At 41.1% G+C, this 25,503-nt stretch carries 22 protein-coding genes; 10 read left to right on the top strand and 12 right to left on the bottom strand.

Annotated elements, in window-relative coordinates:
• Positions 1 to 171 precede the first annotated feature (171 nt).
• Entirely contained in the window at positions 172 to 1,695 is a 1,524-nt protein-coding gene (locus R2S10_RS22990; protein ID WP_316842765.1) for an arylsulfatase, read from the top strand.
• 183 nt (positions 1,696 to 1,878) lie between these two features.
• The gene (locus R2S10_RS22985) at positions 1,879 to 4,164 is read left to right on the top strand and encodes a helix-turn-helix domain-containing protein (RefSeq protein WP_316842764.1); all 2,286 of its coding nucleotides are present in this window, start codon (positions 1,879 to 1,881) and stop codon (positions 4,162 to 4,164) included.
• On the opposite strand, the gene dapF is transcribed toward R2S10_RS22985, so the two are convergent.
• Positions 4,165 to 4,950 (bottom strand): diaminopimelate epimerase, encoded by a 786-nt coding sequence (gene dapF / locus R2S10_RS22980; protein ID WP_316842763.1) that lies wholly within the window; start codon positions 4,948 to 4,950, stop codon positions 4,165 to 4,167.
• 223 nt (positions 4,951 to 5,173) lie between these two features.
• On the opposite strand from dapF, the gene R2S10_RS22975 reads away from it, so the two are divergent.
• The 4 genes from R2S10_RS22975 to R2S10_RS22960 all read left to right on the top strand — a co-directional run bounded on the left by R2S10_RS22975 (position 5,174) and on the right by R2S10_RS22960 (position 10,414).
• Entirely contained in the window at positions 5,174 to 6,709 is a 1,536-nt protein-coding gene (locus tag R2S10_RS22975; RefSeq protein WP_316842762.1) for a Do family serine endopeptidase, read from the top strand.
• A gap of 222 nt (positions 6,710 to 6,931) precedes the next feature.
• Entirely contained in the window at positions 6,932 to 7,612 is a 681-nt protein-coding gene (locus tag R2S10_RS22970; RefSeq protein WP_316842761.1) for a succinate dehydrogenase cytochrome b subunit, read from the top strand.
• Between the two features lie 29 nt (positions 7,613 to 7,641).
• The gene (locus R2S10_RS22965; RefSeq protein WP_316842760.1) at positions 7,642 to 9,621 is read left to right on the top strand and encodes a fumarate reductase/succinate dehydrogenase flavoprotein subunit; all 1,980 of its coding nucleotides are present in this window, start codon (positions 7,642 to 7,644) and stop codon (positions 9,619 to 9,621) included.
• 22 nt (positions 9,622 to 9,643) lie between these two features.
• Positions 9,644 to 10,414: a succinate dehydrogenase/fumarate reductase iron-sulfur subunit gene (locus R2S10_RS22960; protein ID WP_316746507.1), complete on the top strand. Its 771-nt coding sequence runs from the start codon at positions 9,644 to 9,646 to the stop codon at positions 10,412 to 10,414.
• 94 nt (positions 10,415 to 10,508) lie between these two features.
• Here the strand turns inward: R2S10_RS22960 and R2S10_RS22955 are convergent, their stop codons facing one another.
• The 5 genes from R2S10_RS22955 to R2S10_RS22935 all read right to left on the bottom strand — a co-directional run bounded on the left by R2S10_RS22955 (position 10,509) and on the right by R2S10_RS22935 (position 15,795).
• A complete protein-coding gene (locus R2S10_RS22955) occupies positions 10,509 to 11,462 on the bottom strand; it encodes a TonB family protein (RefSeq protein ID WP_316842759.1) in 954 nt (317 codons plus the stop codon).
• Positions 11,463 to 11,486: 24 nt separating this feature from the next.
• Positions 11,487 to 13,208 (bottom strand): TonB family protein, encoded by a 1,722-nt coding sequence (locus R2S10_RS22950; RefSeq protein ID WP_316842758.1) that lies wholly within the window; start codon positions 13,206 to 13,208, stop codon positions 11,487 to 11,489.
• A complete protein-coding gene (locus R2S10_RS22945) occupies positions 13,205 to 13,582 on the bottom strand; it encodes a BlaI/MecI/CopY family transcriptional regulator (RefSeq protein WP_316822311.1) in 378 nt (125 codons plus the stop codon). Before R2S10_RS22945 ends, R2S10_RS22950 begins: the two co-directional genes overlap by 4 nt.
• A gap of 191 nt (positions 13,583 to 13,773) precedes the next feature.
• Positions 13,774 to 15,342, bottom strand: a complete 1,569-nt coding sequence (locus R2S10_RS22940; RefSeq protein WP_316842757.1) for a M28 family metallopeptidase — start codon at positions 15,340 to 15,342, stop codon at positions 13,774 to 13,776.
• Between the two features lie 249 nt (positions 15,343 to 15,591).
• The gene (locus tag R2S10_RS22935) at positions 15,592 to 15,795 is read right to left on the bottom strand and encodes a hypothetical protein (protein ID WP_316842756.1); all 204 of its coding nucleotides are present in this window, start codon (positions 15,793 to 15,795) and stop codon (positions 15,592 to 15,594) included.
• 279 nt (positions 15,796 to 16,074) lie between these two features.
• Here R2S10_RS22935 and R2S10_RS22930 point away from each other — a divergent pair, with 279 nt between their 5' ends.
• Entirely contained in the window at positions 16,075 to 17,103 is a 1,029-nt protein-coding gene (locus tag R2S10_RS22930; RefSeq protein WP_316842755.1) for a sensor histidine kinase, read from the top strand.
• Positions 17,100 to 17,852: a LytTR family DNA-binding domain-containing protein gene (locus R2S10_RS22925; protein ID WP_316842754.1), complete on the top strand. Its 753-nt coding sequence runs from the start codon at positions 17,100 to 17,102 to the stop codon at positions 17,850 to 17,852. The genes R2S10_RS22930 and R2S10_RS22925 overlap by 4 nt, the downstream gene beginning before the upstream one ends.
• 13 nt (positions 17,853 to 17,865) lie before the next feature.
• Here the strand turns inward: R2S10_RS22925 and R2S10_RS22920 are convergent, their stop codons facing one another.
• From R2S10_RS22920 to R2S10_RS22910, 3 genes are read right to left on the bottom strand one after another with little or no spacing between them, the layout of a single operon-like run.
• Positions 17,866 to 18,600: a lysophospholipid acyltransferase family protein gene (locus tag R2S10_RS22920; protein WP_316842753.1), complete on the bottom strand. Its 735-nt coding sequence runs from the start codon at positions 18,598 to 18,600 to the stop codon at positions 17,866 to 17,868.
• Positions 18,593 to 19,171, bottom strand: a complete 579-nt coding sequence (locus tag R2S10_RS22915; protein WP_316842752.1) for an NUDIX hydrolase — start codon at positions 19,169 to 19,171, stop codon at positions 18,593 to 18,595. Before R2S10_RS22915 ends, R2S10_RS22920 begins: the two co-directional genes overlap by 8 nt.
• A 14-nt stretch (positions 19,172 to 19,185) precedes the next feature.
• Positions 19,186 to 21,678 carry an outer membrane beta-barrel family protein gene (locus R2S10_RS22910; protein ID WP_316842751.1) on the bottom strand — a complete coding sequence of 831 codons (2,493 nt, stop codon included), beginning with the start codon at positions 21,676 to 21,678 and terminating at the stop codon, positions 19,186 to 19,188.
• Positions 21,679 to 21,776: 98 nt separating this feature from the next.
• Between R2S10_RS22910 and R2S10_RS22905 the strand changes: the two genes are divergently transcribed.
• On the top strand, positions 21,777 to 22,376 hold the full coding sequence (locus R2S10_RS22905; protein WP_316842750.1) for a thioredoxin family protein: 600 nt from the start codon (positions 21,777 to 21,779) through the stop codon (positions 22,374 to 22,376).
• Between the two features lie 42 nt (positions 22,377 to 22,418).
• Here the strand turns inward: R2S10_RS22905 and R2S10_RS22900 are convergent, their stop codons facing one another.
• On the bottom strand, positions 22,419 to 22,700 hold the full coding sequence (locus R2S10_RS22900) for an ATP-dependent Clp protease adaptor ClpS (RefSeq protein WP_182960553.1): 282 nt from the start codon (positions 22,698 to 22,700) through the stop codon (positions 22,419 to 22,421).
• Between the two features lie 77 nt (positions 22,701 to 22,777).
• Here R2S10_RS22900 and R2S10_RS22895 point away from each other — a divergent pair, with 77 nt between their 5' ends.
• Complete coding sequence (locus R2S10_RS22895; protein WP_316842749.1) at positions 22,778 to 23,827, top strand: beta-ketoacyl-ACP synthase III; 1,050 nt, start codon at positions 22,778 to 22,780, stop codon at positions 23,825 to 23,827.
• A gap of 35 nt (positions 23,828 to 23,862) precedes the next feature.
• Here R2S10_RS22895 and R2S10_RS22890 read toward each other — a convergent pair whose 3' ends face one another.
• Together R2S10_RS22890 and R2S10_RS22885 are read right to left on the bottom strand one after the other, a co-directional pair.
• Positions 23,863 to 24,738 (bottom strand): SDR family oxidoreductase, encoded by an 876-nt coding sequence (locus R2S10_RS22890; protein ID WP_316842748.1) that lies wholly within the window; start codon positions 24,736 to 24,738, stop codon positions 23,863 to 23,865.
• A gap of 3 nt (positions 24,739 to 24,741) precedes the next feature.
• Positions 24,742 to 25,503: an enoyl-CoA hydratase/isomerase family protein gene (locus tag R2S10_RS22885; protein ID WP_316842747.1), complete on the bottom strand. Its 762-nt coding sequence runs from the start codon at positions 25,501 to 25,503 to the stop codon at positions 24,742 to 24,744.

The raw sequence follows: 25,503 nt of genomic DNA, 5'->3' as shown, positions 1-25,503 counted from the left end.
ATTTAGTGATAAGTGTTAATAAATGGTTGGACTATGTTAAATTATGTTAAAGATTATTTAATGTTGGATAATTATAATAGAAACAGGGCTAAACCCTTTTTAATTGTGGTTTATAGGGATTCGGTAATTTATGGGATTGTTGATTATCTTAGCCCACCTTAAACTACACACATGAATAAGAACCTGTTAACCCTTTTTTTTATGGCATTGGCTTGCACAGCCATTGGCCAGTCTGCGAAGAAGCTCAGGAAAAACCAACCCAATGTCATTTATATTTGTGCAGATGACCTTGGTTATGGAGATCTGAGCTGTTATGGTGCAACAAAAATCAATACTCCAAATTTAGATCGCCTTGCGGCAAATGGGATTCGCTTTACCGATGGTCATGCCACTTCTGCCACTTGTACGCCATCCCGTTATGCATTCATGACGGGAGAATATCCTTGGCGGAAAAAAGGGACGGGGATTTTGCCCGGCGATGCAGCATTGATCATTCCTACCCATAAAACAACTTTACCGAACCTATTTAAGAAAGCAGGGTATCAAACCGGAATTGTGGGGAAATGGCACCTTGGTTTAGGGGATGCAGTAGCAAAAGACTGGAATAATGAAGTGAAACCAGGACCTAATGAAGTTGGTTTTAACTATTCCTTTATCTTTCCAGCTACCGCAGATCGGGTACCTACTGTGTTTCTGGAAAATCATAAAGTATTGGCTTTGGAAGCCAATGACCCTATAGAAGTGGATTATGCGAAAAAAGTAGGGGATGATCCTACGGGCAAAGACCATCCTGAATTATTGAAAATGCATAGTTCCCCGGGACAGGGGCATAACCAGACCATTGTAAATGGCATTGGCCGTATCGGTTATATGAGCGGTGGTCATATGGCAAGATGGGTGGATGAGGAGGTTTCTACCACCTTTTTAAATACTGCTCAAGGCTTTATTGAGAAAAATCAGCACCAGCCTTTCTTCTTGTATTTCGCATTAACGGAACCACATGTACCGCGTATGCCAGCTACCAGATTTAAAGGAACAAGTGGCTTAGGATTGCGTGGTGATGCGATTTTACAGTTAGACTGGACGATTGGAGAAATCATGAAGCAGCTGAAATTGCTGGGCATTGATAAAAATACAATGATTGTATTTACGAGTGACAACGGTCCGGTTCTGGACGATGGCTATCAGGATGAGGCGGTAACCAAGCAAAACGGACATCAGCCTGCCGGCGTATTGCGTGGTGGAAAGTATAGTTCGCTGGAAGGCGGAACCAGGGTTCCTTTTATTGTGAGCTGGCCTGGGCAATTGAAGCCACAAGTGTCTTCTGCATTGGTAAGTCAGATGGATTTAATTGCTTCCTTCTCGAAGTTGATTCAACAGCCGGTTCCTGCCGGTGATGCCCCGGATAGTGAGAATTTACTGGATGCTTTGATGGGTAAATCTCAAAAAGGCAGGTCGGCATTTGTCGCACAAGGTGCTTCTCTTTCTCTTTTGAAAGATGGATGGAAATATATCGGGCCGAGTAAAGGGGCTCCATTCATGCAGGATGTAGGCATCGAAACGGGAAACCTGCCCAGCGCACAACTGTATCATTTGACGGAAGATCTGGGAGAGAAAAACAACCTGGCCTCTAAATATCCAGAGCGGGTAAAAGAGATGGCGGCCCTGCTGGAACAGATTAAAGAAAAGAAATAAATAATTTTTGAAGCGCCCGGTCTTAGATCTGGCGCTTGTTGTTTTGCTTCTTTACCCAAATCTCAAATGGGGCTTTTTATATCGTAAGACGATTGATTTTTAATCATTATTAATTAACAGCATTCTTCTTATCTTTGAGCACAACAATTTAAAGATGGTTTATTTTTAATTGATGCCCATAATATGTCTGAACAAAACCCCGCCGAGCTTGCCGCTAAATTTGTAAACTATACTTCCAAACACATCTTTCTGACAGGAAAGGCCGGCACCGGAAAAACTACCTTTTTGCGTAACCTGATTGATCTGACTCATAAAAAGGCAGTCATCGCGGCACCAACAGGTATTGCAGCGATTAACGCTGCAGGAGTTACCATTCATTCTTTATTCCAGCTTCCTTTTGGCACTTATTTGCCTAAAGCTCCGGCTGCAGATGGGGATCATTATAACCAACAATACAATACTCCCAAATCTATTGTCCGCCACTTAAACATGACTTCCTCGAAAAGGAAGGTATTGATCGATATGGAACTACTGATCATCGATGAGGTAAGTATGCTTCGTGCAGACCTACTGGATGCCATAGATATGGTATTGCGCTATATCAGAAGGAACAACACAGCTAGTTTTGGCGGCGTACAGGTATTATTTATCGGTGATTTACACCAGTTGCCTCCAGTAGTGAAATCTTCGGAATGGAACCTGATGGGGCAGTTTTATAACAGCGCTTATTTCTTCGATGCCCTCGCCCTGCAAAATAATCCGCCAATCTATATTGAGCTGGAGAAAATATACAGGCAGGCAGATCAGGTGTTCATTAATTTGTTGAATAACCTGCGTAATAATGAAGTAACCGCTCAGGATGTGGCATTGTTGGATCAATACTATAAGGCCGATTTTAAGCCTACTGTTAATGATAAATACATTACCCTAACTACCCATAATAACAAGGCTGATACTTTAAATAAGGAAAGACTGGAAGAGTTACAAGCTTCGTCTTACTTGTACACAGCTAAAATTGAGAATGATTTTAGCGAGTATGCCTATCCTGCAGAACATATTCTGGAGCTTAAAAAAGGCGCACAGGTGATGTTTATCAAAAATGATCCTACGGGAGAGCAGCGGTTCTTCAATGGTAAGATTGCAGTGGTGACTGAATTGAGGACGGATCTGATAGAGGTGCAGGCGGAGGGGACAAATGAGAAGATTATCCTGGAAAAATATACCTGGAAAAATATTAAATATACCACGGATAAGGTGACCGGGGAGATTGAAGAGGAGCTGGCAGGAACGTTTACACAATATCCTTTGAAACTGGCCTGGGCAATTACCGTCCATAAAAGTCAGGGTTTAACTTTTGATAAAGCCATTATTGACATTGGTAGTGCTTTTGCCCCCGGACAAATTTATGTGGCACTATCCCGTCTTCGTTCCCTGGATGGACTAATCCTTACTTCCAAAATATCAGGCTCTGGTATCCGACAGGATCAAAATGTGTCTTTCTTTTCGAAAACTAAAGAGAATCAGCTGAGCCTGGATACACAGATCGTTACAGAAAGTGATGCTTTTTTAAGATCTTATCTCTTACAGTGTTTTGACCTGACGCCATTAGATAATTATGTGTACGAACATGTGCATTCTTATACAAAAGATATTAATAAATCTGCCAAGCAAAAGCATGTGAAATGGGCCGGACAGTTGCTCAAAGATTTGAGTGAAGTGAAGGCGAATGCCAATAAGTTCTTAGGGCAGATTCAACGGATGTATGCTGTAGATACCCCTGAAGGAAGAACGGCTTTACTGGAAAGAACCATCGCCGCTGAAAACTACTTCAATCCGATTGTAGTTGGTTTTTCCAAACGTATTTTTGAACGTATGGAACTGGTAAAACAGGATAAGCAGGTGACTGCCTATTTAACAGAGCTGTTGGAAATGGAAGCCTTGTTTTATGATCAGTATAAGAAAATAAGAAAAGCAACGGCGATGTTGAGTTCCACCATTAATGGAAGGGATTTCACCAAAAAGGACGTAACGGCGTTGATGAGTCAGGAGGAAAGAGCGGCTACGATGGCCAAAGTATTTGCCGTTCCGGGTAAGCTGGACTTTACCGCTAAGAAAGGAAAAACTGCGACAAAAGGGAAAATCGCTGTTGTTAAGGCAGAAAAAGAACCTAAAGTAGATACGAAAGAGGTTTCTCTGGAAATGCTGAAAGCAGGAAAAACACTAGCTGAAATTGCTTCGGAACGTAAAATGGTGATTGGTACCATTGAAGGACACCTTGCTTTTTATGTCGCGAAACATGAGGTTTCGGCGAAGGATATCATTGGTAAGAAGAAACTAGATAAGATTTTGAAAGCGATTCAGGATTTAAAGACCCTCCAGATGAATCCGATTAGGGAACACCTGGGTAGGGACTATACTTTTGGAGAGATTAAAATCGGCGTGGCCGCACACCTTGCAGAAGGGGAGTAGTTATACGTTAACTTCTCCTTTGAAAACCTGCACTGCCGGCCCACATAAAAATATATTGCGGAATTTTGAGCCGTCATAATCAAACTGGATGCGTAAATCGCCTCCTAATACTTTTATAGGGGTTTCAATGTGTCCTTCTTGTTTTAAGTGTTGCGCCATGGATAGGGCTACTGCGGTAACGCCGGTTCCACAGGCATAAGTTTCATCTTCCACGCCTCTTTCGAAAGTGCGGACAAAGAAATGATCCCCTTGGTTTTCTACAAAATTCACATTGATGCCTTCCGTTTTATAGGTTTCATTATTGCGAATGGCTTTTCCTTCACTAAAGACATCCTTGTCCTTTAAGCCGGTCACTTGTAATACATAGTGTGGTGAACCTGTATTTAAAACATAGGCATTTCCATCTTTTTCTATCGTATCAATGTCGATCATTTGTAAGTTTACCCAGTCGCCTTCTGCTGAAATTTTGGCATAATGAGGGCCGTCTACTGCCAAAAATTCAGTTTCTATATCAATGATGCCCAGGTACTTGGCAAATGCAACGATGCACCTTCCACCATTCCCACACATGCTGCCCAGTTTCCCGTCTGCATTGAAGTATAACATCTCAAAATCATGACTTTCATGATCCTGAAGCAACATTAATCCATCCGCTCCAATTCCGAAACGCCTGTTACACAGGTCTAAAACCGCATTATTATCCTTATATTGGAAAGAAAGATCACGGTTGTCAATTAAAATGAAGTCATTTCCTGCGCCCTGGTACTTGAAGAACTTGGTTTTCATAAACGTTATTTGGTTTCTATTTTAACATTTTTTAACAGTTTTAAAGGGCTGTTACTAATGCAAATATCGTTGATCTGGTATTAAATTTGACTAATCCAATGAAAAGAAAAGTTCTTAACAGGTAAAATAAATAAATGCGGTCTGGCTTTTCGCCAATTAGGTAGATGGGTTGAACCAGATCGGAATAGAGTTAATTGAAAACATACAAAAAAATAGGAGACAAATGAAAAGAATAGGATTGATAGCATTGGCCGCTCTGATGGGTGGAGCTGCTGCACTTGGTGGCTATAAATTATTGGAACGTAATCAGGATGGAAGGTCCATCACTGAGCAACAAAATGTACTTTTTGCAAATAACCCGGCGAAGATTTCTTCAACAGGTGCGGTAGATTTTGTGCAGGCTGCAGCAGCAGTATCGCCAGGGGTGGTACACATTAAAACTACTTATGGTGGCAAAAGTTCTGAGCAATCTGCAGGTTCGCCAATAGATATGTTCGAAGAATTTTTTGGTCGCGGTGGCCGTAGTATGCCACGTGCGCCAAGAGCTGCTTCTGGTTCCGGTGTTATTTTAACCCCAGATGGATATATTGTAACCAATAACCATGTGGTGGAAAATGCAGATAAAATTGAGGTGATCCTTTCTGATCGCCGTAAGGTAATAGCGAAGGTAATTGGTACAGATCCAAATACTGACCTTGCCTTGATTAAGGTGGAAGAAACAGGATTACCAGTGGTAAAAATGGGTAACTCTGATAATGTGCAGATTGGGGAATGGGTATTGGCTGTAGGCTTCCCATTGGATCTTCAAACTACCGTTACTGCAGGTATTGTGAGCGCAAAAGCCAGAAGCATTGGTATCCTTGCGAGACAACAAAACCAGCTAACAGAACAAGAGTATGAAGAATACCGCAGAACTGGTAAAGCACCTCAACGTGTGAACACCAGTATTGAGTCTTTCATTCAAACTGATGCCGCGATTAACCCTGGAAACAGTGGTGGTGCCTTGGTGAATGCAAATGGTGAATTGATTGGTATCAATGCAGCGATTGCTTCTCAAACCGGTACTAACGAAGGTTATGGTTTCGCAATTCCAGTGAATCTTGCTAAAAAGATTCTGGAAGATTTCAGAAAATATGGCACGGTAAAACGTGGTTATATAGGCGTTTCTTTCCGTCCACTGGATGCAGATGCTGCGGAAGATCTGAAAGTTAAAGACATCAACGGTCTGTATGTAATGGATGTAGTTGAAAATGGTGGTGGTGCCGCTGCAGGTATCAAAAAAGGTGATATCATCAAAAAGGTAGAAGGTCAGCCAATTTATGATTCTCCTGATTTACAGGAAAAAATTGGCCGTATGAGTCCTGGTGATAAAATCAACCTGACCATTTTAAGAGATGGCGCTTTGAAAGATATTAGCGTAACCTTAAAAGGTGAAAGCAGTGTGACTACGCCAAAAACTGCGGCAACAGGTAAAGCTACAGGTGCAACGATTAGCAAACTGGGCGCAACTTTTGCACCAGCTCCAGCTACGCTAAAAGCAAAACTTGGTGCTAAATCCGGAGTTGTGGTTACTGCTGTTGAGCCAGGTAAATTGTTCGACTCTTTGGAGATTCCAAAAGGATTGTTGATCACTGGCGTAAATGGTAAACCAGTAAACTCTGCGAAAGATGTAGAAGCAGCATTGCCTACTTCTAAAAACGGAATGACAACGATCACTGGTGTAGGTGCCGATGGTCAAAATTATTCCTTCACTTTCTAAGGAATTAGTTTTCATAAATGATTTAAACGGGAAGCAGTTTTTACTGTTTCCCGTTTTTTTTTTGCTTTAAAGGATGCCTTTCGGATAGAATGGAGCGGCTTTTTGTGTTGCAAAGTCTAGAATGTTTCTAAATAGACCGATTGTCGTTTTTTTATGACAATCCTTAACCAATTAATTCTTTTATTAAATACTTTTGCATGAATAGAACTAAAATACAATCAAATGGCTAGTTTCGGAAACGCTTTTTCCTCGTCTATAGGAAAAAAACTAATAATGGGTATCACCGGCCTGTTTCTTATTTCATTTCTCGCAGTTCACTGCTTTATCAATTTATTGATATTTGTAAATGACGGTGGCTTAACCTTCAATGTAGGGGCACATTTTATGGCTACCAACTGGCTAATCAGAGCGATGGAAGTCGTATTGATGGCTGGATTATTAGCACACATTATCCAGGGCTTACGTTTGGTTTTCCAAAATCAGGCGGCACGTCCGGTAAAGTATGCGGTAGTTGATGGCGCAGCAAACAGTAAATGGTATTCCAGATCAATGGGATTATTAGGAACTATCCTTTTAATTTTCCTGATCGTGCATTTATCTGACTTCTGGGTAGTTTCTCGTTTTACAGGAATTCCTACAGTTGATGCTGACGGACATGAAAACCTTTTTGCAGTAATGGTAGCAAGATTCCAAACACTTTGGGTGGTGATCTTATACACATTGGCAATGGCTTCTCTATGTTACCACTTATTACATGGCTTTGCTTCTGCATTCCAGACTTTAGGATGGAATCATAAAAAATACACGCCGCTAATAAAAGCATTTGGTGTATGGTATTCAATTATCATCGCAATTCTATTTGCTATTATGCCTGTTGCTATTTACGCAGGTTTTATTAAATAATTTTTGAACTTATATAAAGCTTAAATAAAATGGCTGAATTAAATGCAAATATACCGGAAGGCGATTTAATGGAGAAATGGACTAAATTAAAGTCCTCGATGCCATTAGTTAACCCGGCAAATAAAAGAAGCATAGAAGTTATTGTAGTAGGTTCTGGGTTGGCAGGTGCTTCTGCAGCAGCAACTCTAGCTGAAATGGGTTATAAAGTGAAGTGTTTCTGCTTCCAGGATTCACCAAGAAGAGCGCACTCTATCGCGGCTCAAGGTGGTATCAATGCCGCAAAAAACTATCAGAATGATGGTGACAGTACTTACCGTCTATTCTATGACACTATAAAAGGTGGTGATTACCGCGCTCGTGAATCTAATGTTTACCGCTTGGCAGAAGTGAGTGCAAACATTATCGATCAGTGTGTGGCTCAAGGTGTGCCTTTAGCAAGAGAGTATGGTGGTCTTTTAGACAACCGTTCTTTTGGTGGTACACAGGTTCAAAGAACATTCTATGCTGCGGGTCAAACCGGTCAGCAATTGCTTTTAGGAGCATATAGCGCTTTAGAGCGCCAAATTGGTATGGGTAAAGTGGAAATGTTTACCCGCCATGAAATGATGGACGTTGTAGTTATTGATGGTAAAGCACGTGGTATCATTGCCCGTAACTTAATCACCGGTGAATTAGAGCGCCATTTCGGTCATGCAGTATTGCTAGGTAGTGGTGGTTACGGTAACGTTTTCTACCTTTCTACAAATGCAATGGGTAGTAACGTAACGGCAGCCTGGAAAGCACACAAAAAAGGTGCATTCTTCGGTAACCCTTGTTACACGCAGATTCACCCTACTTGTATCCCTGTTTCAGGAGATCACCAAAGTAAATTAACCCTGATGTCTGAGTCATTACGTAATGATGGAAGAATCTGGGTGCCTAAGAAAAAAGGTGATGATCGTTCTCCAATCGATATTCCTGAAGAAGAAAGAGATTATTATTTAGAGCGTAGATACCCTGCTTTCGGTAACCTTGTTCCTCGTGATGTAGCCTCTCGTGCGGCTAAAGAACGTTGTGATGCAGGTTATGGTGTAGGTAAATCTAAATTGGCAGTATACCTGGATTTCAAAGCAAATACAGAACGTTACGGTCGTATTGAAGCAAATAAACAAAATATCCATAATCCTGATAAAGAAACTTGCATGAGCCTAGGCCGTGAGGTGATTAAGGAAAAATATGGTAACCTGTTTGATATGTACAAGCAAATCACCGGAGAAGATCCTTATGAGTTGCCAATGCGTATTTATCCTGCTGTTCACTATACAATGGGTGGACTTTGGGTAGATTACAACTTGATGACTACTGTACCTGGATTGTACGCTTTAGGTGAAGCTAACTTCTCAGATCATGGTGCAAACCGTTTAGGTGCTTCGGCATTGATGCAAGGTCTTGCAGATGGTTATTTTGTGATCCCGCTTACTATCGGTGCTTACTTATCTAAAGAGATTGCTACAAAAGCAATTCCATTGGATCACCCTGCATTTGTGGAAGCTGAAGCTAGTGTGAAAGGCATTGTAGATCAGTTATTCGCAATTAAAGGAACTAAATCTGTGGATCATTTTCATAAGAAATTAGGAAAGATCATGTGGGATAAATGTGGTATGGCCCGTAACGCTAAAGGATTAACGGAAGCAATTGCGGAAATTCAACAGCTGCGTAAAGACTTCTGGTCTGATGTGCGCGTACCAGGTGAGGCTAATGAGTTCAACCCTGAATTGGAAAAAGCAGGTCGTGTGGCCGACTTTATCGAATTAGGTGAGTTGATGTGTATTGATGCCTTGAACAGAAATGAATCTTGTGGTGGTCACTTCAGAGAAGAGTTCCAGACAGAAGAAGGTGAAGCACTCCGTGATGATGAAAACTATGCTTATGTATCGGCATGGGAATACAAAGGAGATGTGACTTTCAACCTGCATAAAGAGGAGTTGAAGTTCGAAAACATCAAGGTTGCACAAAGAAGTTATAAATAGCAAGTACTAAAATCTCAATATCATGAGTACAGGAAATATGAATTTAACGCTGAAAATCTGGCGTCAGAAGAATAGCAAAACCAATGGTAAATTGGTGGATTATAAGTTGTCAGAGATTTCTCCTGATATGTCTTTCTTAGAAATGTTTGACGTGTTGAATGAGGAGTTGATTTCAAAAGGTGATGAGCCAGTTGTTTTTGATCACGATTGTAGAGAAGGTATCTGTGGTGCCTGCTCTATGTACATCAACGGCCGTCCTCACGGACCAAAAGAAGGGGTAACAACTTGTCAGTTGCACATGCGTTCATTTAAAGATGGAGATACGATCGTTGTAGAACCATGGAGAGCGAAGGCTTTTCCGGTAATCAAAGATTTAACGGTAGATCGTACTGCTTTTGACCGCGTTATTGCAGCTGGTGGATTTATTTCAGTGAATACAGGGAATGCACAGGATGCAAACAACCTGCCTATTCCAAAAGTACAGGCGGATTCAGCTTTCGAAGCTGCAGCTTGTATCGGATGTGGTGCTTGTGTAGCAACTTGTAAAAATGCTTCGGCAATGTTATTCGTTTCTGCAAAGGTTTCTCAGTTGGCACAATTGCCTCAGGGACAGCCGGAACGTTACCGCAGGGTACAAAGTATGGTAGCGCAAATGGATGCCGAAGGTTTCGGTAACTGTACCAATACTGGTGCTTGTGAAGCAGAATGCCCTAAAGGAATTTCTTTAGAGAATATTGCACGTATGAATAGAGACTTTTTATCAGCAAAATTTGTATCTGAGGAATCTATTTAATAGCTTTAAGTAACGAGACAAGGATATTAAACACGAAAGCCCGGCTATTATAGCTGGGCTTTCGTGTTTAAGTAGGTTTTTTTAGGTGACTATATTATCTAGGTTTCGATAGTTTTAAGGTAATAGGCATCGTGTAATTGACACGGAGGTATTTGTGATCTCGAACACCAGCAATCCACTTTGGGGATGCTTTCATCAATCTGATGATTTCTTCATCTACGGCTGGATCTAGGCCCCGGATGACTTTAAGGTCACTAATGCTACCATCTTTTTCTACCACAAAGGATAGGAATACTTTCCCTTCTATCTTTTTCAAACTAGAGTTCTTAGGGTAATTGAAGGCGATGCCTATATATTCGTAGAATTTTGACATGCCTCCAGGAAATATTGGGGCGAGTTCTACTGCGTCTACATCATATTTTGTGGTATCGTTGCTGTCGATTGTGACATCTTTGTATTTGAGGGCCATTTCTTTTTGATCGGCTTCGTTTTTGGCCTTCGCTGCTGCCTGGCTACGGATTTCTGCTGGACTGAGCATATCCTGAGCTACGACAACGATTGACTTTAAAGGAGTAAAGCCAGCTAAAACAGGTATTGTGGGGTTTTTTAATGGACTAGTAGAGCCGGCAAAGGTGAAGCTGACTTGAAGAATATGATTTCCATCATTTTCAGAGGTAAATCCTGGGTAGGTATTGAGTAGTTTGATGACCTCATCATCACATCCCGCACCCAATTCTTCCAAAAGGCTAATTTCGCCAATCTTGCCGTCTTTAATGCTGAATTTAAGATGAGTATTACCTTGGACTCCGTAGTCTCGAGCCTGAGTAGGGTACTTTATCTTTTTTAAGAAATAGCTGTAAAGTCCTCCCCAGGTCTTTTTAAATTGATCATCATGGTGTTTGCTGGAAAGGATTGGTGTTGTTGCTGTAATTAGCGCTCCATGATTAGGGGTCGTTGTGGCGGAAGCCGCCATTGTACTGGTGACTGCATGCAGAAAAAGTCCGTATGCGAATACGGACTTTTTGGTTAAAATGTTTGTTTGGAGCATAAATATGATAAAATTAATCTTTTGTTACTGGGGGGATGGCGTCATCGAGAAGCTGATTGGTATATTGAATTTTACGCGCACAATCGTATGATTTAGCACTCCAGGGTCCCATTTTGGGGATTCTTTTAATACGCGGACGGCCTCCTCATCTGTGCCATATCCCAACTTCCTTTCTACTTTAATATCGCTAAGTTTTCCATCTTTCTCTACGATGAAGGAAATAAAAACTTTGCCTTCTATTTTATTAGTATAAGCTTCTTTAGGATATTTGACGCTGCTCTTTACATACTTGTAGAAGTTGGCCATGCCCCCAGGAAAGCTAGGTTGCCTGTCGACAGTCACAAAATCATGGACTTTTGAGTCTTCAGCGCTGACTACAACTTCATTGAGATTGCCGGTTTTAGACGCTGTTTCTTTAGCGGGTCCAAAGGTGATGATGGTAATCAGGCTTAAAGATGTATAGCCTTTTAACGCCGTTAGCTTAGGGTTTTTTAACGGATTGGTATCTTCAGAAAACTTGAAGAGTACCGGAAGGATGTAATTCCCATCCTGAGCCGTACTGAAGTCTTCATAAGAAACCAGGTTTCTAATCACTTCTGCATCGGTTCCAGAGCCTAATTTACTTAGGATACTGATATTGCCTACCTGGCCAGCTTTAATGCTGAACTTCAACTGGCTATGTCCTTGTAACCTGGTGTTGTACGCTTCGGCAGGGTATCTGATGTGTCTTTTAAGATAGGTATAGAACTTTTCCCATGCTGGGGACTTCGGGTCTATGCTGATCGTTTTGACAGCCGTATGGCTTGCTATTGCTTTTTTGGCTATTAGCTTCACTTTAACTGGCGCTACGATCACTTCATTAATAGCGGTTAGTGGTTCGTTTAATGGGATCTCTTCTGTTACTGCAATGATGGTTTCATTACTGCGAATAGTTGCAGAAGAAAGCATCAGCGTGATGGCAAAAAGAGGAAAAAATAGGCCGTATTTGAATATGGCGGTTCTGGTTGATCGTTGTTTATGTAGCATAAATATTCTCTTTTTAATCAGTGATTTATTAAAGAAAGTATTAGTGAGACTGTTTGGCGCAATATGAAATGCCCTGCTCAACAACAGTAGGGTATATTGCTCCTTGTCTCCCTGGAATTTGGCAGCTTCCTCATCCGCCAGGTACTCATGGATGTTTTTAATGGCGTACTTGTAACCGTAAATGATGGGATTAAACCAGGTGAAAATGCTCAACAATTCAAAAAACAGGATGTCCATACTGTGCAGCTGACGGATGTGAATCTCTTCATGCTTATTAATGGTGTCTAGCTCCGGAAGCTGCTCATCTATTCTTTTTTTAGTAAAGAATGAAAAGGCATTTCCAGTAGTTTTCCGCCTTAACAGTCTGGTTACCATAATCAGCTTATAAAGGAACAGGAGGGTACAAATCATTATACCTGCTAAATAAACTACGACCAGCAAATTCCCTGGGCTGAACCTTTCCGGGGCTTCCGGGCCGTAGGTCACTTGTGTTACAAAGTCCTGTAACTGGTCCACCCCTGTGTAAATGGGCTGCGCCACAGCTTGCTTTGTAAACCACTCGATTCGTAAAAAAGGAATGGATAAGGACAAGATCCCCGACATCACCAGGTACACCCGGTTCATGGTAAAGTAGGTCTCATTTGCTAGAAACAGTTTATAAAAGCCATAGAATATCACTAAATAGATATTGGCCTGCAGGATATAATGTGCCCAACTCATCTCGGTCTGTTTTTAATTTTGTTAATCATTTTAAGAATTTCATCTACATCACTCAAGTCAAGTTTCTCTTCTTTTACAAAGAAAGAAAACATGCTTTCCACCGAATTTTCAAAGTAGTTTCCCAATAGCTTTTCTGTAGCATGGCGTTTATAGTCCTCTCTGCTAATGAGCGGAAAGTATTGGTGTGATTTTCCGAAGGCCTCGTGCCCAATAAAACCTTTCACCTCGAGGATCCTGATGATCGTTGAGACGGTGTTATAAGCGGGCTTTGGCTCTGGCAAAAAGTCCATTACTTCTTTCACGAACCCCTTTTCAATCTGCCACAGAATTTGCATGATTTGTTCTTCTGCTTTTGTTAAATCTTTAATCTCCATCGTGTTTGTTTTTTTACCGGTGTTTTTTACTGGGTTAAAGGATCATGTTTGCTCGTCAACAGACACTATAACTAAAACCTTAGTATAAACTTAAAACTAATATCTTAGTTTTCAAAATGTTTCTACTTATTTATTTATCTAAAAAAATAAAAACCCCCGTTATGGAGGTTTCTATGAATATATTGAGCTTATTATTTTTGCGCCTCTGCAGCTTTGGGCAATTCTTTTCTTGGAATCTGTGCTTCACGTTGCGCCGTATGGTATACAAAGGAGGCCACAATAGTAGCGGCTCTTTTTAAATCTTCTTCTGCCAGGCGGTCAAAGGTGTCCTGGTTGCTATGGTGCGTTCTGGTATTGTAATCCATTGGATCCTGAATGAACTGGAAACCCGGGATGCCCAGGGCATCAAAGGCAAGGTGATCTGTTCCTCCTGTATTGCTGAGAGTCACTGTTGTAGCGTTCAGGTCCTGGAAAGGACTCAGCCACTCTTTAAATATAGGGGCAGCAGCAGTGTTGCCCTGTGCGTAAATTCCTCTTATGGCACCTGTTCCATTGTCCAGGTTGTAATAAGCGCTAACTTTTTTATGGTCCTTTGTAAGGAGCATGGTCTTAGAATCTCCAAAATGCTTGGCCACATAACCCCTGGAGCCATGGAGTCCCTGTTCTTCTGCAGACCAAAGTGCAATTCTGATGGTGCGTTTCGGTTTGAAATTGATGGTTTTTAGAATGCGCATGGTTTCCATCATCACCGCAGCACCTGCGGCGTTGTCTGTGGCACCTGTAGCCGAATGCCAGGAATCATAGTGTCCTCCAATCATCACGACTTCCTCTTTTAATTTTCTGTCAGTTCCTGGTATCTCAGCAATGACGTTGTAACCCTGAGGATCCTGATCGTAAAAGGAAGTTTTTATATCGGCTTCTATTTCTACTTTTTGTCCGGCACGTAATAAACGTAAAATGTGTAGGTAATCTTCTGAAGAAATTTCCAGTTCTGGAGAAACTGCTGGCGCATCCAGTGCATAAGATGCCCCATTGCTGGTAAAGAAAGTGCCATAGCTTCCTCTGGCATAAGAAAGGATCATGCCCACTTGCTCGTCCTTCATGAAGCTAGCCATTGCGGCCCGTGTGGCTCTCATTTTCATCATCTGGGCCATCATGTTATTTGCAGCTCCGGCTCGCGGAGAACGCTGTCCTGGCGTTTGTACACCAGCTTCCGCCATTTTGTATAATGTAGAGTCGGTATAGCGGACTACATCCGGCTTGTAGGAAGGGGATAAGGGTTGCAGGGTAAGCTGATCAAATAATACAATCTTTCCGGCAAGTTTCCCTTTGTAAGGGGCAAGGTCGGTAATGGTATCTGCTTTGATCAATATTACTTCAGATTTAATTGGACCTTTGGTACCCGGTGTCCATGCTTTAGGAGCGCCAATAATGGCGTGGTAATAAGGAAGGGTAGTGGCGGCATAATACTTATCAATTTGCCAGCCTTTTCCAAATGTTCCCCAGGATTCCAGGTGGACGTTTTTTAGTCCCCAGGAAGTGAATTGCTGTACCGCCCAGTCCTGCGCACGTTTGAGTCCTGGAGAGTTAGACAATCGCGGACCTGCTACATCTGTAATCTGGAAGGCAATGTCCATTACTTTTGAGTTTTCAAGCCCTTCCTGGCGGATTTTCTGGATCGCCGGAAGATCTAGTTTTTCCTGCGCAAACAGGGAGATACTCCAGCTGATGGCCAGCATAGTTAATGTCAGTTTTTTCATATATTTTTTTCTTGCTATCCAGATGAATACCTGAATTTACAGCAAAAGATAATGGCTTGTATTTTTTTCGCTAAATTATTACATCCAGACTGTTGGATATTTGTACCGCAGCGCAGAAGGCAGCTGGAGATAAAATGAAAAGGGTGGTACAAGACCACCCTTTTCTGACTATTAACTAAAACTAAAAATTATAATTTTTACCCTTCAGATGGCTATGGCGTAGCCGATCCTAAAAGAGCTGGATATTCTTTATTTGAAAGAAATGCTGCTTACCTGTGCAATTCCTTTTACAGAAGTACTAGCTTTTGCTGCCATTTCTTCATCTTGTGCATGACTGATGCTTGTCGCAATGGTCAATACCATCATCATGAACACTGGTACCAATAACAATAAGAACGGTGATACATTTGCTAATCTTTTCATGATGTTTGTATTTATAGATGCAGTTTTCATAATCGTTTCGTTTTGATGAAACAAATAGAACAAATTTTAAAATGCTGCTAAAATCTTTTAGACCAAGCACATATTATCCTAGATAAACGCCTGTTTAGGGTAGTTTTGTGATTGATTGTCTATTTTGTCGATTTGGTAGAAAAAAAATGCCCGTTCGTCGAAAGCCAAGCCCTAAAACAGCCGGAAAAATTTACTTTAGGCCTATAAGTTATGGCCTGTAGAAATTTCAGATAAAGGAAATGAATTAGGTTTTATACTTTTGATCACATAAATATTTCAATGAAAAACAAAGGCCCTCTTATTGTACATCTGATTTTTTGGTCGTTTATCTTGTTCCTTCTCGTATTGAGTGTTCTTTTTTCCAAAGAGCCCCAAACGCCATATAAGATTGCCGTTAATTTTGGATATTCCGGGCTGATCAATATCTCTATCTTTTATATTAACTATACCCTATTAATACCCTTATTGGTTAAAGAGCAGAAAAAATATGGCCTTTATATGGGGGCAATTTTATTGCTGATTGTGGTGATGAGTACTATTAAAACGGTATTGGCAAGTTTAAACGCAGACATCATCTTACTGATAAATGATCATGGTACAAGAGAATTTGTGACCTTAGGTAAATATGCGTTAGCTGCAGTTTTTACCTCTGGATTTTTTGTTGTGGTTTCTGCATTACTTAAATTTGGAATTGATTGGTTTGGTAATGAACGGATTCAACGCGACCTGGAATCTGAAAAGAAGGAGATGGAGCTGCAGTTTCTAAAATCACAATTGAACCCTCATTTCTTATTCAATTCCTTGAATAACATTTATTCACTGGCTTACCAGAAATCAGATAAAACGGCAGATGCGATTTTAAAACTTTCAGAGATTATGCGCTACATGATTTATGAAAGTAATGATAGTTGGGTTTCTCTCAGCAAAGAAATTGAATACCTGCACAGTTATATAGAACTACAGAAATTAAGGTTCAGAGATGGTGCTTCAGTGCAGTTTCAATTGAATGGCGAGATTGATGATCAGCAGATTGTACCGCTCATTTTAATCTCTTTTGTAGAGAACGCGTTTAAGCATGGTGTGGCCAATGATCCTAAAGATCCGATTAGGATCAACATTATTGCCAATCAAAAGATCCTACATTTTAGTATCACAAATAAGAAAAACCAACATAATAAAGATGAAGTGGGAGGCGTAGGCCTCAACAATGTAGAGCGAAGGTTACAATTGCTATATCCTGATAGATATAAATTAAATATTGTAAATTCGGCTACCCATTACACGAGTGAATTAATGCTAGATTTATGACAAAATTAAGATGTATTGCGGTCGATGATGAACCATTGGCGCTGGATATTATAGAAGATTATGTGTCAAAAGTACCATTCCTAGAACTGGTAAAAAGAACAGAAAATGCTATTGAAGCCTTACAAATGGTACAGGCTGGTGGGATTGATCTGGTATTTCTGGACATTCAAATGCCTGAACTTACAGGAATCCAGTTTCTGAAAATTGCTAATGGCAAATCTAATTATATCCTGACGACCGCTTACTCTCAATATGCCCTGGAAAGTTACGACCTGAATGTTTCTGATTACCTGCTGAAACCGATTGCTTTCGATAGATTCTATAAAGCCGTGGAAAAAGTACACAATCAGCAATTGAAGAGCCTGGAGCAGGCTCCACTGGCACCAGTTGTTGCACCAGTAGTGGCTGCTGCACCTACCGCTCATCCGGTACAGGACTTTATCTTCGTGAAAACTGAACATAAAATCCAGAAGATTCAACTGGATGATATCCTTTATATCGAAGGTTTAAAAGATTATATCTCTATTTATACAAAGGCGGAAAGGGTAATTACCCTGCAAAACATGAAAAAAATGGAAGAAACCCTGCCTAGTAGTCAGTTTATAAGGGTTCATAAATCTTATATCATCTCCCTTGATAAAATTGAAAGTATTGAACGCAGCAGGATTACCATTTTTGGTAAAGTTATCCCAATAGGAGATACTTATCGTGATGAGTTTTTCAAGCGGATCGACAATAAGAATATTTAAAGATCAGGAAAGGCTATTGACCCAATTTATGGCGAATGGCCTTTTCTGCTTCCTGTGTCACCTCTTCAGGATTTTTACCTGCAGGCTCAATCGGTGTTAATACCGTCCAGCGGATCTTTTCTCCAAAACTTAGCGGATAACTTCCATATTGTACCAGCTTCCATGAATTTTCTATGGCAATGGGTACAATCAGTGCATTTGGCACCTTTTTAAGCAAGGTGGCAATTCCACCTACATGGAAAGGTTTCAACAGCCCATCTTTTGAACGTGTGCCTTCAGGAAAGATCATTGCCGACCAATTATTTTCTTTCATGCGCTGTCCCAGTTTAATGATTTCTCCAACAGCTTGTTTACTGTCTTTACGGTTAATATTTGCTCCACCACCATGCTTCAGGTTGAAAGAGATCGAAGGGATGCCCTTCGTTAACTCGATTTTAGAGATAAACTTGACATGGTGTTTTCTTAAAAACCAAATCAGAGCCGGAATGTCATACATACTCTGGTGATTCGCTATAAAGATAATCGGCCTATCCCCAGGCAATCCCTGTGTGTTGATAAAGGTCACAGAAGCACCCATAAATAGGTCACAATAGGTGAGGCAGAAATTTAGCGCATCTACCGAAGCTTTATGCGCTTTATAGCCAAATACATGGAAACAAACCCATTGCACAGGTTGGAAAATTAATAAGCTAAGTAGGAATAGTATATAAAATATCGGGCTGAAAATGTATCCTAGGAATTTATTCATAAAGGGCTGTTGTAACGTTAAAAGGGTTTTCCTGAAGTATAATTTTAGTTTTTAGAATGGCGGCAACGCTCATACTGTCGGTGATTTCTCCGTTTAATACCATTTGATAGGCCGATTCGAAAGGAAGTTTCCGGATTTGAAGCTGTTCCGTTTCTTCTGGTTCAGCTTCGCCCATAGTCAGGCCACGGGCAATATAAATGATGGCAAGTTCATCACTCACAGAATTAGATAGATGCATGCGTTGGATTTCTTCCCACTGTGTAGCGATAATGCCGGTTTCTTCTGCCAGTTCGCGTTTTGCACTGTCTAAAGGATCAGTGTCCAGTGGACCTCCTCCCTCAGGAATTTCCCAGCTATAGGCTTTCATGGGAAAGCGGTACTGTCCAACAAGCCAGGTGTTCAATTCATCATCTAAAGGAAGGATTCCTATGGCATAGTTCTTAAAGTGGACTTCGCCATATATTCCTTTGCCTCCCGATGGATTGAGCACCTGGTGTTCTGTTAATCCGATCCAGTTATTTTCATAGACCTTACGGCTTTCCAGAATGGTCCAGGGGTTGTTTTCTTCCATGGACGCAAATATACTTAAAATGACTCTTCATCGGAACGCATTTCCGATTGATCAGATTTTTTGGTTTTCTTAGATTTAAAGTCGGTTTTTCCGAATCGGTAAGAGAAGGTTAAACTGCCCATTGTACCTTGCATATAACGTTCGAAATCAATCATAGACTTCGTAGTACTGGTCGTCATGCTCCAGGCACGGGTATTGAAAAGATCCCTAACATTTAAACTTAAAGAAGCTTTCTTGTTTTTGAAGTCGTATTTCGCACCGGCATCCACTCCATACATTGCGTTTCTTGTGCCCTGTGCCATCACCTGACGCGCGCGGTAATCTCCTTTTACTTGTAAGGTAACGCCATAAGGCAACACAAAGTTGTTGGTTAGGTTGGCATTCCATGTGAATCCTGAATTTTCAATCACTCCAGTTGCAGGAACACCGTCTATTTTACTCTGGTATAAGTTTGCATTGGCGGTGAAATTCCAAGCTTTAAGCACATCAAATCGGCCAATTAACTCCAAACCACTAGACAGTTCTTTGGTTAAATTTTCAGGAGTCGTGATGGTAATTCCGTTTTGATCAGGCTCGGTTCTGATTCTCTGAATCACATCATTAGTTTGACGCATGTAAGCGGTAGAAATGAAGGTAATCTTTGGCCAGAATTTACTATAACTCAATTCAAAGGCGTGTACATCCTCCGGTTTAAGGTTTGGATTTCCCTGACGGTAGTTAAAAGGATCTGAAACATCCAGGAAAGGATTGGTATCCCAGCCTCTCGGTCTGTTTACCCTTCTGCTGTAACTCAGTTGTACTTGTTGTTCTTTTGATAATTTTTGTGTTAAGAAGATACTTGGATATAGCCTGGTATAGGCTACTTTGCCAGGAACATAGCTGAGTTGACCGGTATTGTTAAAGACACCTAAACGGGTGTCTAATGTGGCATCCTCTGCTCTTAATCCCACCTGGTAACCGAAGTTTTTAACCTGGTTCTGGTAATTGGCGTATAGCGCATGTACCTGGTCTTTACTATTAAAATCATTGGTTAAAGCCAGATTAGGTCTGAACTCATCTTCGTAATTGCTGAATTTTTCTGAAAAATTGCTGTTCTCCGAAATACGAATCTGGCTACGGTATCCAGCCTCCAGTTTACCCGTTTTACCAACAGGAAGGGTATAGTCCGTTTGGAAATTGTAATTTCTATTAAAGCCCGTTCCCTCATTACGAACGAGTTCAGGAAATTGAACTACCGGGAGGCCATTGACGTTGTATACTTCCGTATTGTACAACTGTAAATTGTTGTTGTCTCCTTCAGAGAAACTTACATTGAAGGTTAGCTCTTCTCGAGGCTTCGTGAATTTGTGGCTATAATCTAGGTTAAGGTCGTAACTTCCGCCCGATCCAAGATTGGTATTTGTTCTTCTGCTCAATTCTACAGGCTCAAAGCGCCTGTTTAATTGATCTATGGTTAGGAATTCAGTTCTATCATTGTCTCTGAGGTTAAAGCCGGCAGCAAAGCTGATCACATCTTTATCAGTTAGGTAATAGTCTATGCCCGCTTTCGCATTGTGTCCTTTATCTAAGGAATTAGAAATGGTATTCTGATTGGCAAAAGCTGGTAGAAAGGTAGTGTCTCTATAGGTGATATTGTTAAAGCCACCCCCATTTCTATTGCCGTAACGGTAGCTGTAATTTCCATATAGGTTTATTTTACTATTCTGAAAACTTAAACTTGTACTCGCGTTGTAGTTGTCACGGTTACCGGCAGTTAAAGCCAGGTTTCCGTTCAGTCCGAGTTTCTTGTTTTTCTTTAATACAATGTTGATAATACCTGACTGTCCTTCCGCATCGTATTTCGCCGATGGGTTAGTAATCAGTTCCACACTTTCAATGGAACTCGCCGGAATGGATTGCAGAATTTGTGCTACGTTTCCGCCAGCAATCAGAGAAGGTTTTCCATCAATGAGTACTTTAACGCCTGTAGAGCCTCTTAAGCTCACATTTCCGTCCATATCTGATTGTACAGAGGGCACATTTTGTAAAAGGTCGGCAGCAGATCCGCCCTCACTTACTAAGCTTTGATCTACAGAGAATATTTTTTTATCTACGCCCAATTGCATTGTGCTTTTTGCTGCGGTAATGGTCACCTCATTTAAGGCTGTTCCTTTGGCAGTGTTCATTTTGATCGTACCCAGATTAATGTTGTTGATGCTGGCATTGATCGTGATAGAATCGCGTACCATAGTCTGGTAGCCTACATAACTCAACTTAAAAGTGAAAACTCCTTTTGGCAATCCTACAAGGGTTAGATTTCCGTTGATATCAGTTTGAATCCCTTTAATCAGGGCTTTGGTTTTTCGGTTAAGGATAACAGCCGTTGCAAATGGAATGGTTTCATTGGTTTTTGCATCGACCACTTTCGCGGTAATTTTACCATCGCCGGTAGTTTGGGCGTTAAGTTTTACAGTTGTAATACAAATGGCAAGGGTTAAAAATAGTACTTTGTGTAACAGATTCTTCATCGGAACTTTCTCTCTTAGTTTTGGTTTTGTTTAGGATGGACAAAGAAAAGGGCCGGAAGTTTAAAAAAGGAGTCGTAACTATTTTATTACAGCTAAATATGATAAATTACCCTAATATTTTTGAGAACGAAGGAATCAGCTATGCTGCCTATCGCGAATTAGTAAATAAACTGCTACTGGAAAAGAAAACAACCGGCGAAGACCATAGCGATGCCATGCTGCATTATACGAAGATGAATGTGCAGAGAATGAATAGGGTAGATAAAACAGTGACTTTAAATCCTGATTTATTGGAAGCCTTAAAAAACTTGAAAAATAAATATCGTTTTCTGGTGATTTCTGAAGGTTGGTGTGGAGATGCAGCACAAATAGTTCCTGTTTTCAATAAAATTGCAACGGCTACCCCGGAGAAAATAACCCTTAAATTTGTTTTGAGAGATCAGAATCTTCCATTGATAGATGCACATTTAACGAATGGGGGCCGTGCGATCCCTGTATTGTTGATTTTAGATGATGCCGGAAAGGTGGTTTATCAATGGGGACCACGACCAAAAGTATTGCAGTCCCTGCTGGCAGAATGGAAGAAAGAAAGCACTGATATGATGCTCATCGCAGAGCAGCTTCATAGCTGGTACGCCAAAGATAAGACTCAAAGCACACAAGAGGAGCTTAGTGCCGTAATTCAACAGCTCGATTAAATTAACTGGGTTATCACCATTAAAAGAAGAAATTAGGGAGGTTTAGTCAACAGTAACGGTTAGACCTTCTTGCTGTAAAATTTTACGGTAAACTTCCATTTCTGTAAAGGAACCTTCTAATACGGCGCACTTCCCTTTATTGTGGACCTCTAAAGCAATTTTCTCTGCTTGATTTTCTGAATAATCCAGGTACTTCATCATACAGTAGATCACATGGTCGAATGTGTTAATATCATCATTCCAAAGGATTAACCGATGCACGGTTTTTAAGGAGGTTAGGATCTCTTCTAATGTAAAGGTTTCTTCTTTTGTTTCTGTTGACATCCTACAAAAATAAGCTAATTTCAAAATAATGTTGTAGTTAAAGTTTATTTTGCTTAAAATTTGTATTAAATCCAAATATGATGCATCGTTCAAAAATTGCCGGAATAGGATATTACGTGCCTAAGAATGTTTATACCAATGATGATTTGTCCCATTTCATGGATACAAATGATGCCTGGATACAGGAACGAACTGGAATAAAAGAGCGGAGATTTGCAGATCGGCTGGAAGAAACGACTACCACAATGGGGATCGAAGCTGCGAAAATTGCTATCGAACGCGCGGGAACTACCGCGGAAGACATCGACTTTGTCATCTTCGCCACCCTAAGTCCGGATTATTATTTCCCAGGATGTGGCGTACTACTGCAACGTGAAATGAAAATGAAGGAGATCGGTGCATTAGACGTTAGAAATCAATGCTCAGGATTTGTTTATGCGCTTTCCATTGCTGATCAGTTTATTAAAACCGGAATGTATAAGAATATCCTGGTGGTAGGGAGTGAAAAGCATTCCTTTGCTATGGATTTTGAAACGCGTAGCAGGAATATATCGGTGATTTTTGGTGATGGAGCGGGAGCAGTAGTCTTACAACCTTCAAAAATAGAAGGGCAGGGGATCATGAGCACACACCTACATAGTGATGGTGCAGATGCAGAAATTTTGGCGATGTATTACCCCGGAGCCAGTGCTAATAAATGGTTGAAAGATAAACCAGGATATCCAGATCAGGAATTGGGGGGCTTATTTATGACCACCGAACAGCTGGAGAGTGGCGCAGCGCTTCCGTATATGGATGGACCTGCGGTATTTAAGAAGGCAGTAGTGAAGTTTCCAGAAGTGATCAAAGAAGCATTGGAGGCAAATAATTTAACGCCAGCAGATCTGGATATGTTGATCCCACACCAGGCAAATTTAAGGATCAGTCAATATGTTCAGCAGTTGTTGGGACTGAGCGACGATAAAGTATTCAATAATATTCAGAAATATGGAAATACCACTGCGGCATCTGTGCCGATAGCTTTATGTGAAGCATGGGAAGCAGGGAAAATTAAAGAAGGCGACTTGGTATGCCTGGCCGCCTTTGGATCAGGTTTTACCTGGGCCAGTGCTTTAATCAGATGGTAATCGTATAATTAATGTATATAATGTAAGCTAAAGGGTTAACTCCCTTTAGCTGATTTTGTCATTTGGGCAAACATATCCCACATCTCTTCTGGAATGGCCTCAAGTCCGTTAAACTGGCCGGCACCTTGCAACCACTCGCCGCCATCAATACTAATGACTTCCCCATTGATATATCCAGCGAAATCACTGATTAGAAAGGCCGCCAGATTGGCCAGTTCCTGATGTTCTCCTACTCTTTTTAAGGGTACCCTGTTTTTAAAATCGAACTTCTCCGCGAGATCTCCGGGGAGTAAGCGTTCCCAGGCCCCTTTTGTAGGAAATGGCCCTGGTGCAATGGCATTGGTACGAATGCCATATTTGCCCCATTCTACGGCCAAAGAACGTGTCATTGCCAATACACCACCCTTTGCACAAGCCGAAGGAACTACATATGCAGAACCGGTAAAAGCGTAAGTGGTAACAATGTTTAATACACTGGCACTTTGTTTTTCCTTAATCCAGTGTTTGCCAAAGGCAAGCGTGCAGTTTACAGAACCTTTGAGTACAATGTCAATTACTGTAGAAAAGGCATTGGCCGAAAGGCGTTCTGTTGGAGAGATAAAGTTTCCTGCCGCATTGTTTAACAAAGCATCTACACGACCAAAGGTTTTCAAGGTTTCAGCCAATACATTTTCTACCTGTTCATATTCCCGTACATCGCAGGCAACAGCCAAAACTTTACCACCGGTTTCCTTTTCCATCTCTGCGGCCGTCTTTTCTAGGACATCCGCTTTTCTACTGGTGATCACCAGATTGGCGCCTAATTTCAGGAAGTAGGTTCCCATCGCTTTACCAAGGCCGGTTCCACCACCAGTAACTACGATCGTTTTTCCTTTTAAGGCATCATCTCTTAACATAGGTTGATTGTACATGAGCTATTTTTTTTGCAGGTTATCAATGATGGTTTTCAAAATATTTCTGGTGGTAGGTGCCCACCATTGCTTCAACATGACGGCCAATGCTTCTGTCTGGTTAGCGCGGGTGGCTGCTATCAGGTCTTTTCTGATATTCAATTTGCTTTGCTCCCAGGTATTCCTTTCCATGGCCATGTATTTTCTGATCTTGCGTTCCGCTGCGGTTAGAATACTTTCTGGATTGATCAGTTCGTCCACCAGGCCGATCTTAAGGGCTTCTTCCGGACTGAATAATTTGCCTTCAAGCAGACTTCTTGTGGCATGAGCAGTACCGATCCAAAAGGAATACAGGCTGAAAATGCTACCTGGAACAATTATTCCTACGGGAACTTCATTTAGTCCAATAATCGCCTTTCCTTCTGCCATTATTCTGTAGTCGCAAGCTAATGCAATCACACAACCTCCAGCCGGACTATGTCCGTTGATGGCTGCAACCAGTGGTTTGCGGAAAGCAGTAATGTTGGCGGTAAAGTCCAGAAAAAGATGCCAGAAAGACTCTGCTTCTTCTTCTGAGTAGCCATACAGTTCAATTAAATCAAGTCCGGCAGAAAAGAAACCTTCTTTTCCTGTGATGATTACCCCAGCAATATTTGGGTCTGAAGAAATACTATTCATCATATCATTCAGTTCGGATATCATCTCACGGTTTAAAGCATTGGATCTTCCACGGTCCAAGGTAATCAATGCTAAATGGTCTTTTATGGTGACTTTTATCGTATTCAT

The sequence above is a fragment of the Pedobacter gandavensis genome (genome assembly GCF_032678745.1).
Classification (GTDB): domain Bacteria; phylum Bacteroidota; class Bacteroidia; order Sphingobacteriales; family Sphingobacteriaceae; genus Pedobacter; species Pedobacter gandavensis_C.
This window is presented reverse-complemented; position numbering and strand designations above follow the sequence as displayed.

Bases quoted from the DNA above. Each gene is read 5' to 3' on its own strand.
- R2S10_RS22990 (WP_316842765.1), top strand. From the start codon at position 172: ATGAATAAGAACCTGTTAACCCTTTTTTTTATGGCATTGGCTTGCACA.
- R2S10_RS22985 (WP_316842764.1), top strand. From the start codon at position 1,879: ATGTCTGAACAAAACCCCGCCGAGCTTGCCGCTAAATTTGTAAACTAT.
- dapF (WP_316842763.1), bottom strand. From the start codon at position 4,950: ATGAAAACCAAGTTCTTCAAGTACCAGGGCGCAGGAAATGACTTCATT.
- R2S10_RS22975 (WP_316842762.1), top strand. From the start codon at position 5,174: ATGAAAAGAATAGGATTGATAGCATTGGCCGCTCTGATGGGTGGAGCT.
- R2S10_RS22970 (WP_316842761.1), top strand. From the start codon at position 6,932: ATGGCTAGTTTCGGAAACGCTTTTTCCTCGTCTATAGGAAAAAAACTA.
- R2S10_RS22965 (WP_316842760.1), top strand. From the start codon at position 7,642: ATGGCTGAATTAAATGCAAATATACCGGAAGGCGATTTAATGGAGAAA.
- R2S10_RS22960 (WP_316746507.1), top strand. From the start codon at position 9,644: ATGAGTACAGGAAATATGAATTTAACGCTGAAAATCTGGCGTCAGAAG.
- R2S10_RS22955 (WP_316842759.1), bottom strand. From the start codon at position 11,462: ATGCTCCAAACAAACATTTTAACCAAAAAGTCCGTATTCGCATACGGA.
- R2S10_RS22950 (WP_316842758.1), bottom strand. From the start codon at position 13,208: ATGAGTTGGGCACATTATATCCTGCAGGCCAATATCTATTTAGTGATA.
- R2S10_RS22945 (WP_316822311.1), bottom strand. From the start codon at position 13,582: ATGGAGATTAAAGATTTAACAAAAGCAGAAGAACAAATCATGCAAATT.
- R2S10_RS22940 (WP_316842757.1), bottom strand. From the start codon at position 15,342: ATGAAAAAACTGACATTAACTATGCTGGCCATCAGCTGGAGTATCTCC.
- R2S10_RS22935 (WP_316842756.1), bottom strand. From the start codon at position 15,795: ATGAAAACTGCATCTATAAATACAAACATCATGAAAAGATTAGCAAAT.
- R2S10_RS22930 (WP_316842755.1), top strand. From the start codon at position 16,075: ATGAAAAACAAAGGCCCTCTTATTGTACATCTGATTTTTTGGTCGTTT.
- R2S10_RS22925 (WP_316842754.1), top strand. From the start codon at position 17,100: ATGACAAAATTAAGATGTATTGCGGTCGATGATGAACCATTGGCGCTG.
- R2S10_RS22920 (WP_316842753.1), bottom strand. From the start codon at position 18,600: ATGAATAAATTCCTAGGATACATTTTCAGCCCGATATTTTATATACTA.
- R2S10_RS22915 (WP_316842752.1), bottom strand. From the start codon at position 19,171: ATGGAAGAAAACAACCCCTGGACCATTCTGGAAAGCCGTAAGGTCTAT.
- R2S10_RS22910 (WP_316842751.1), bottom strand. From the start codon at position 21,678: ATGAAGAATCTGTTACACAAAGTACTATTTTTAACCCTTGCCATTTGT.
- R2S10_RS22905 (WP_316842750.1), top strand. From the start codon at position 21,777: ATGATAAATTACCCTAATATTTTTGAGAACGAAGGAATCAGCTATGCT.
- R2S10_RS22900 (WP_182960553.1), bottom strand. From the start codon at position 22,700: ATGTCAACAGAAACAAAAGAAGAAACCTTTACATTAGAAGAGATCCTA.
- R2S10_RS22895 (WP_316842749.1), top strand. From the start codon at position 22,778: ATGATGCATCGTTCAAAAATTGCCGGAATAGGATATTACGTGCCTAAG.
- R2S10_RS22890 (WP_316842748.1), bottom strand. From the start codon at position 24,738: ATGTACAATCAACCTATGTTAAGAGATGATGCCTTAAAAGGAAAAACG.
- R2S10_RS22885 (WP_316842747.1), bottom strand. From the start codon at position 25,503: ATGAATACGATAAAAGTCACCATAAAAGACCATTTAGCATTGATTACC.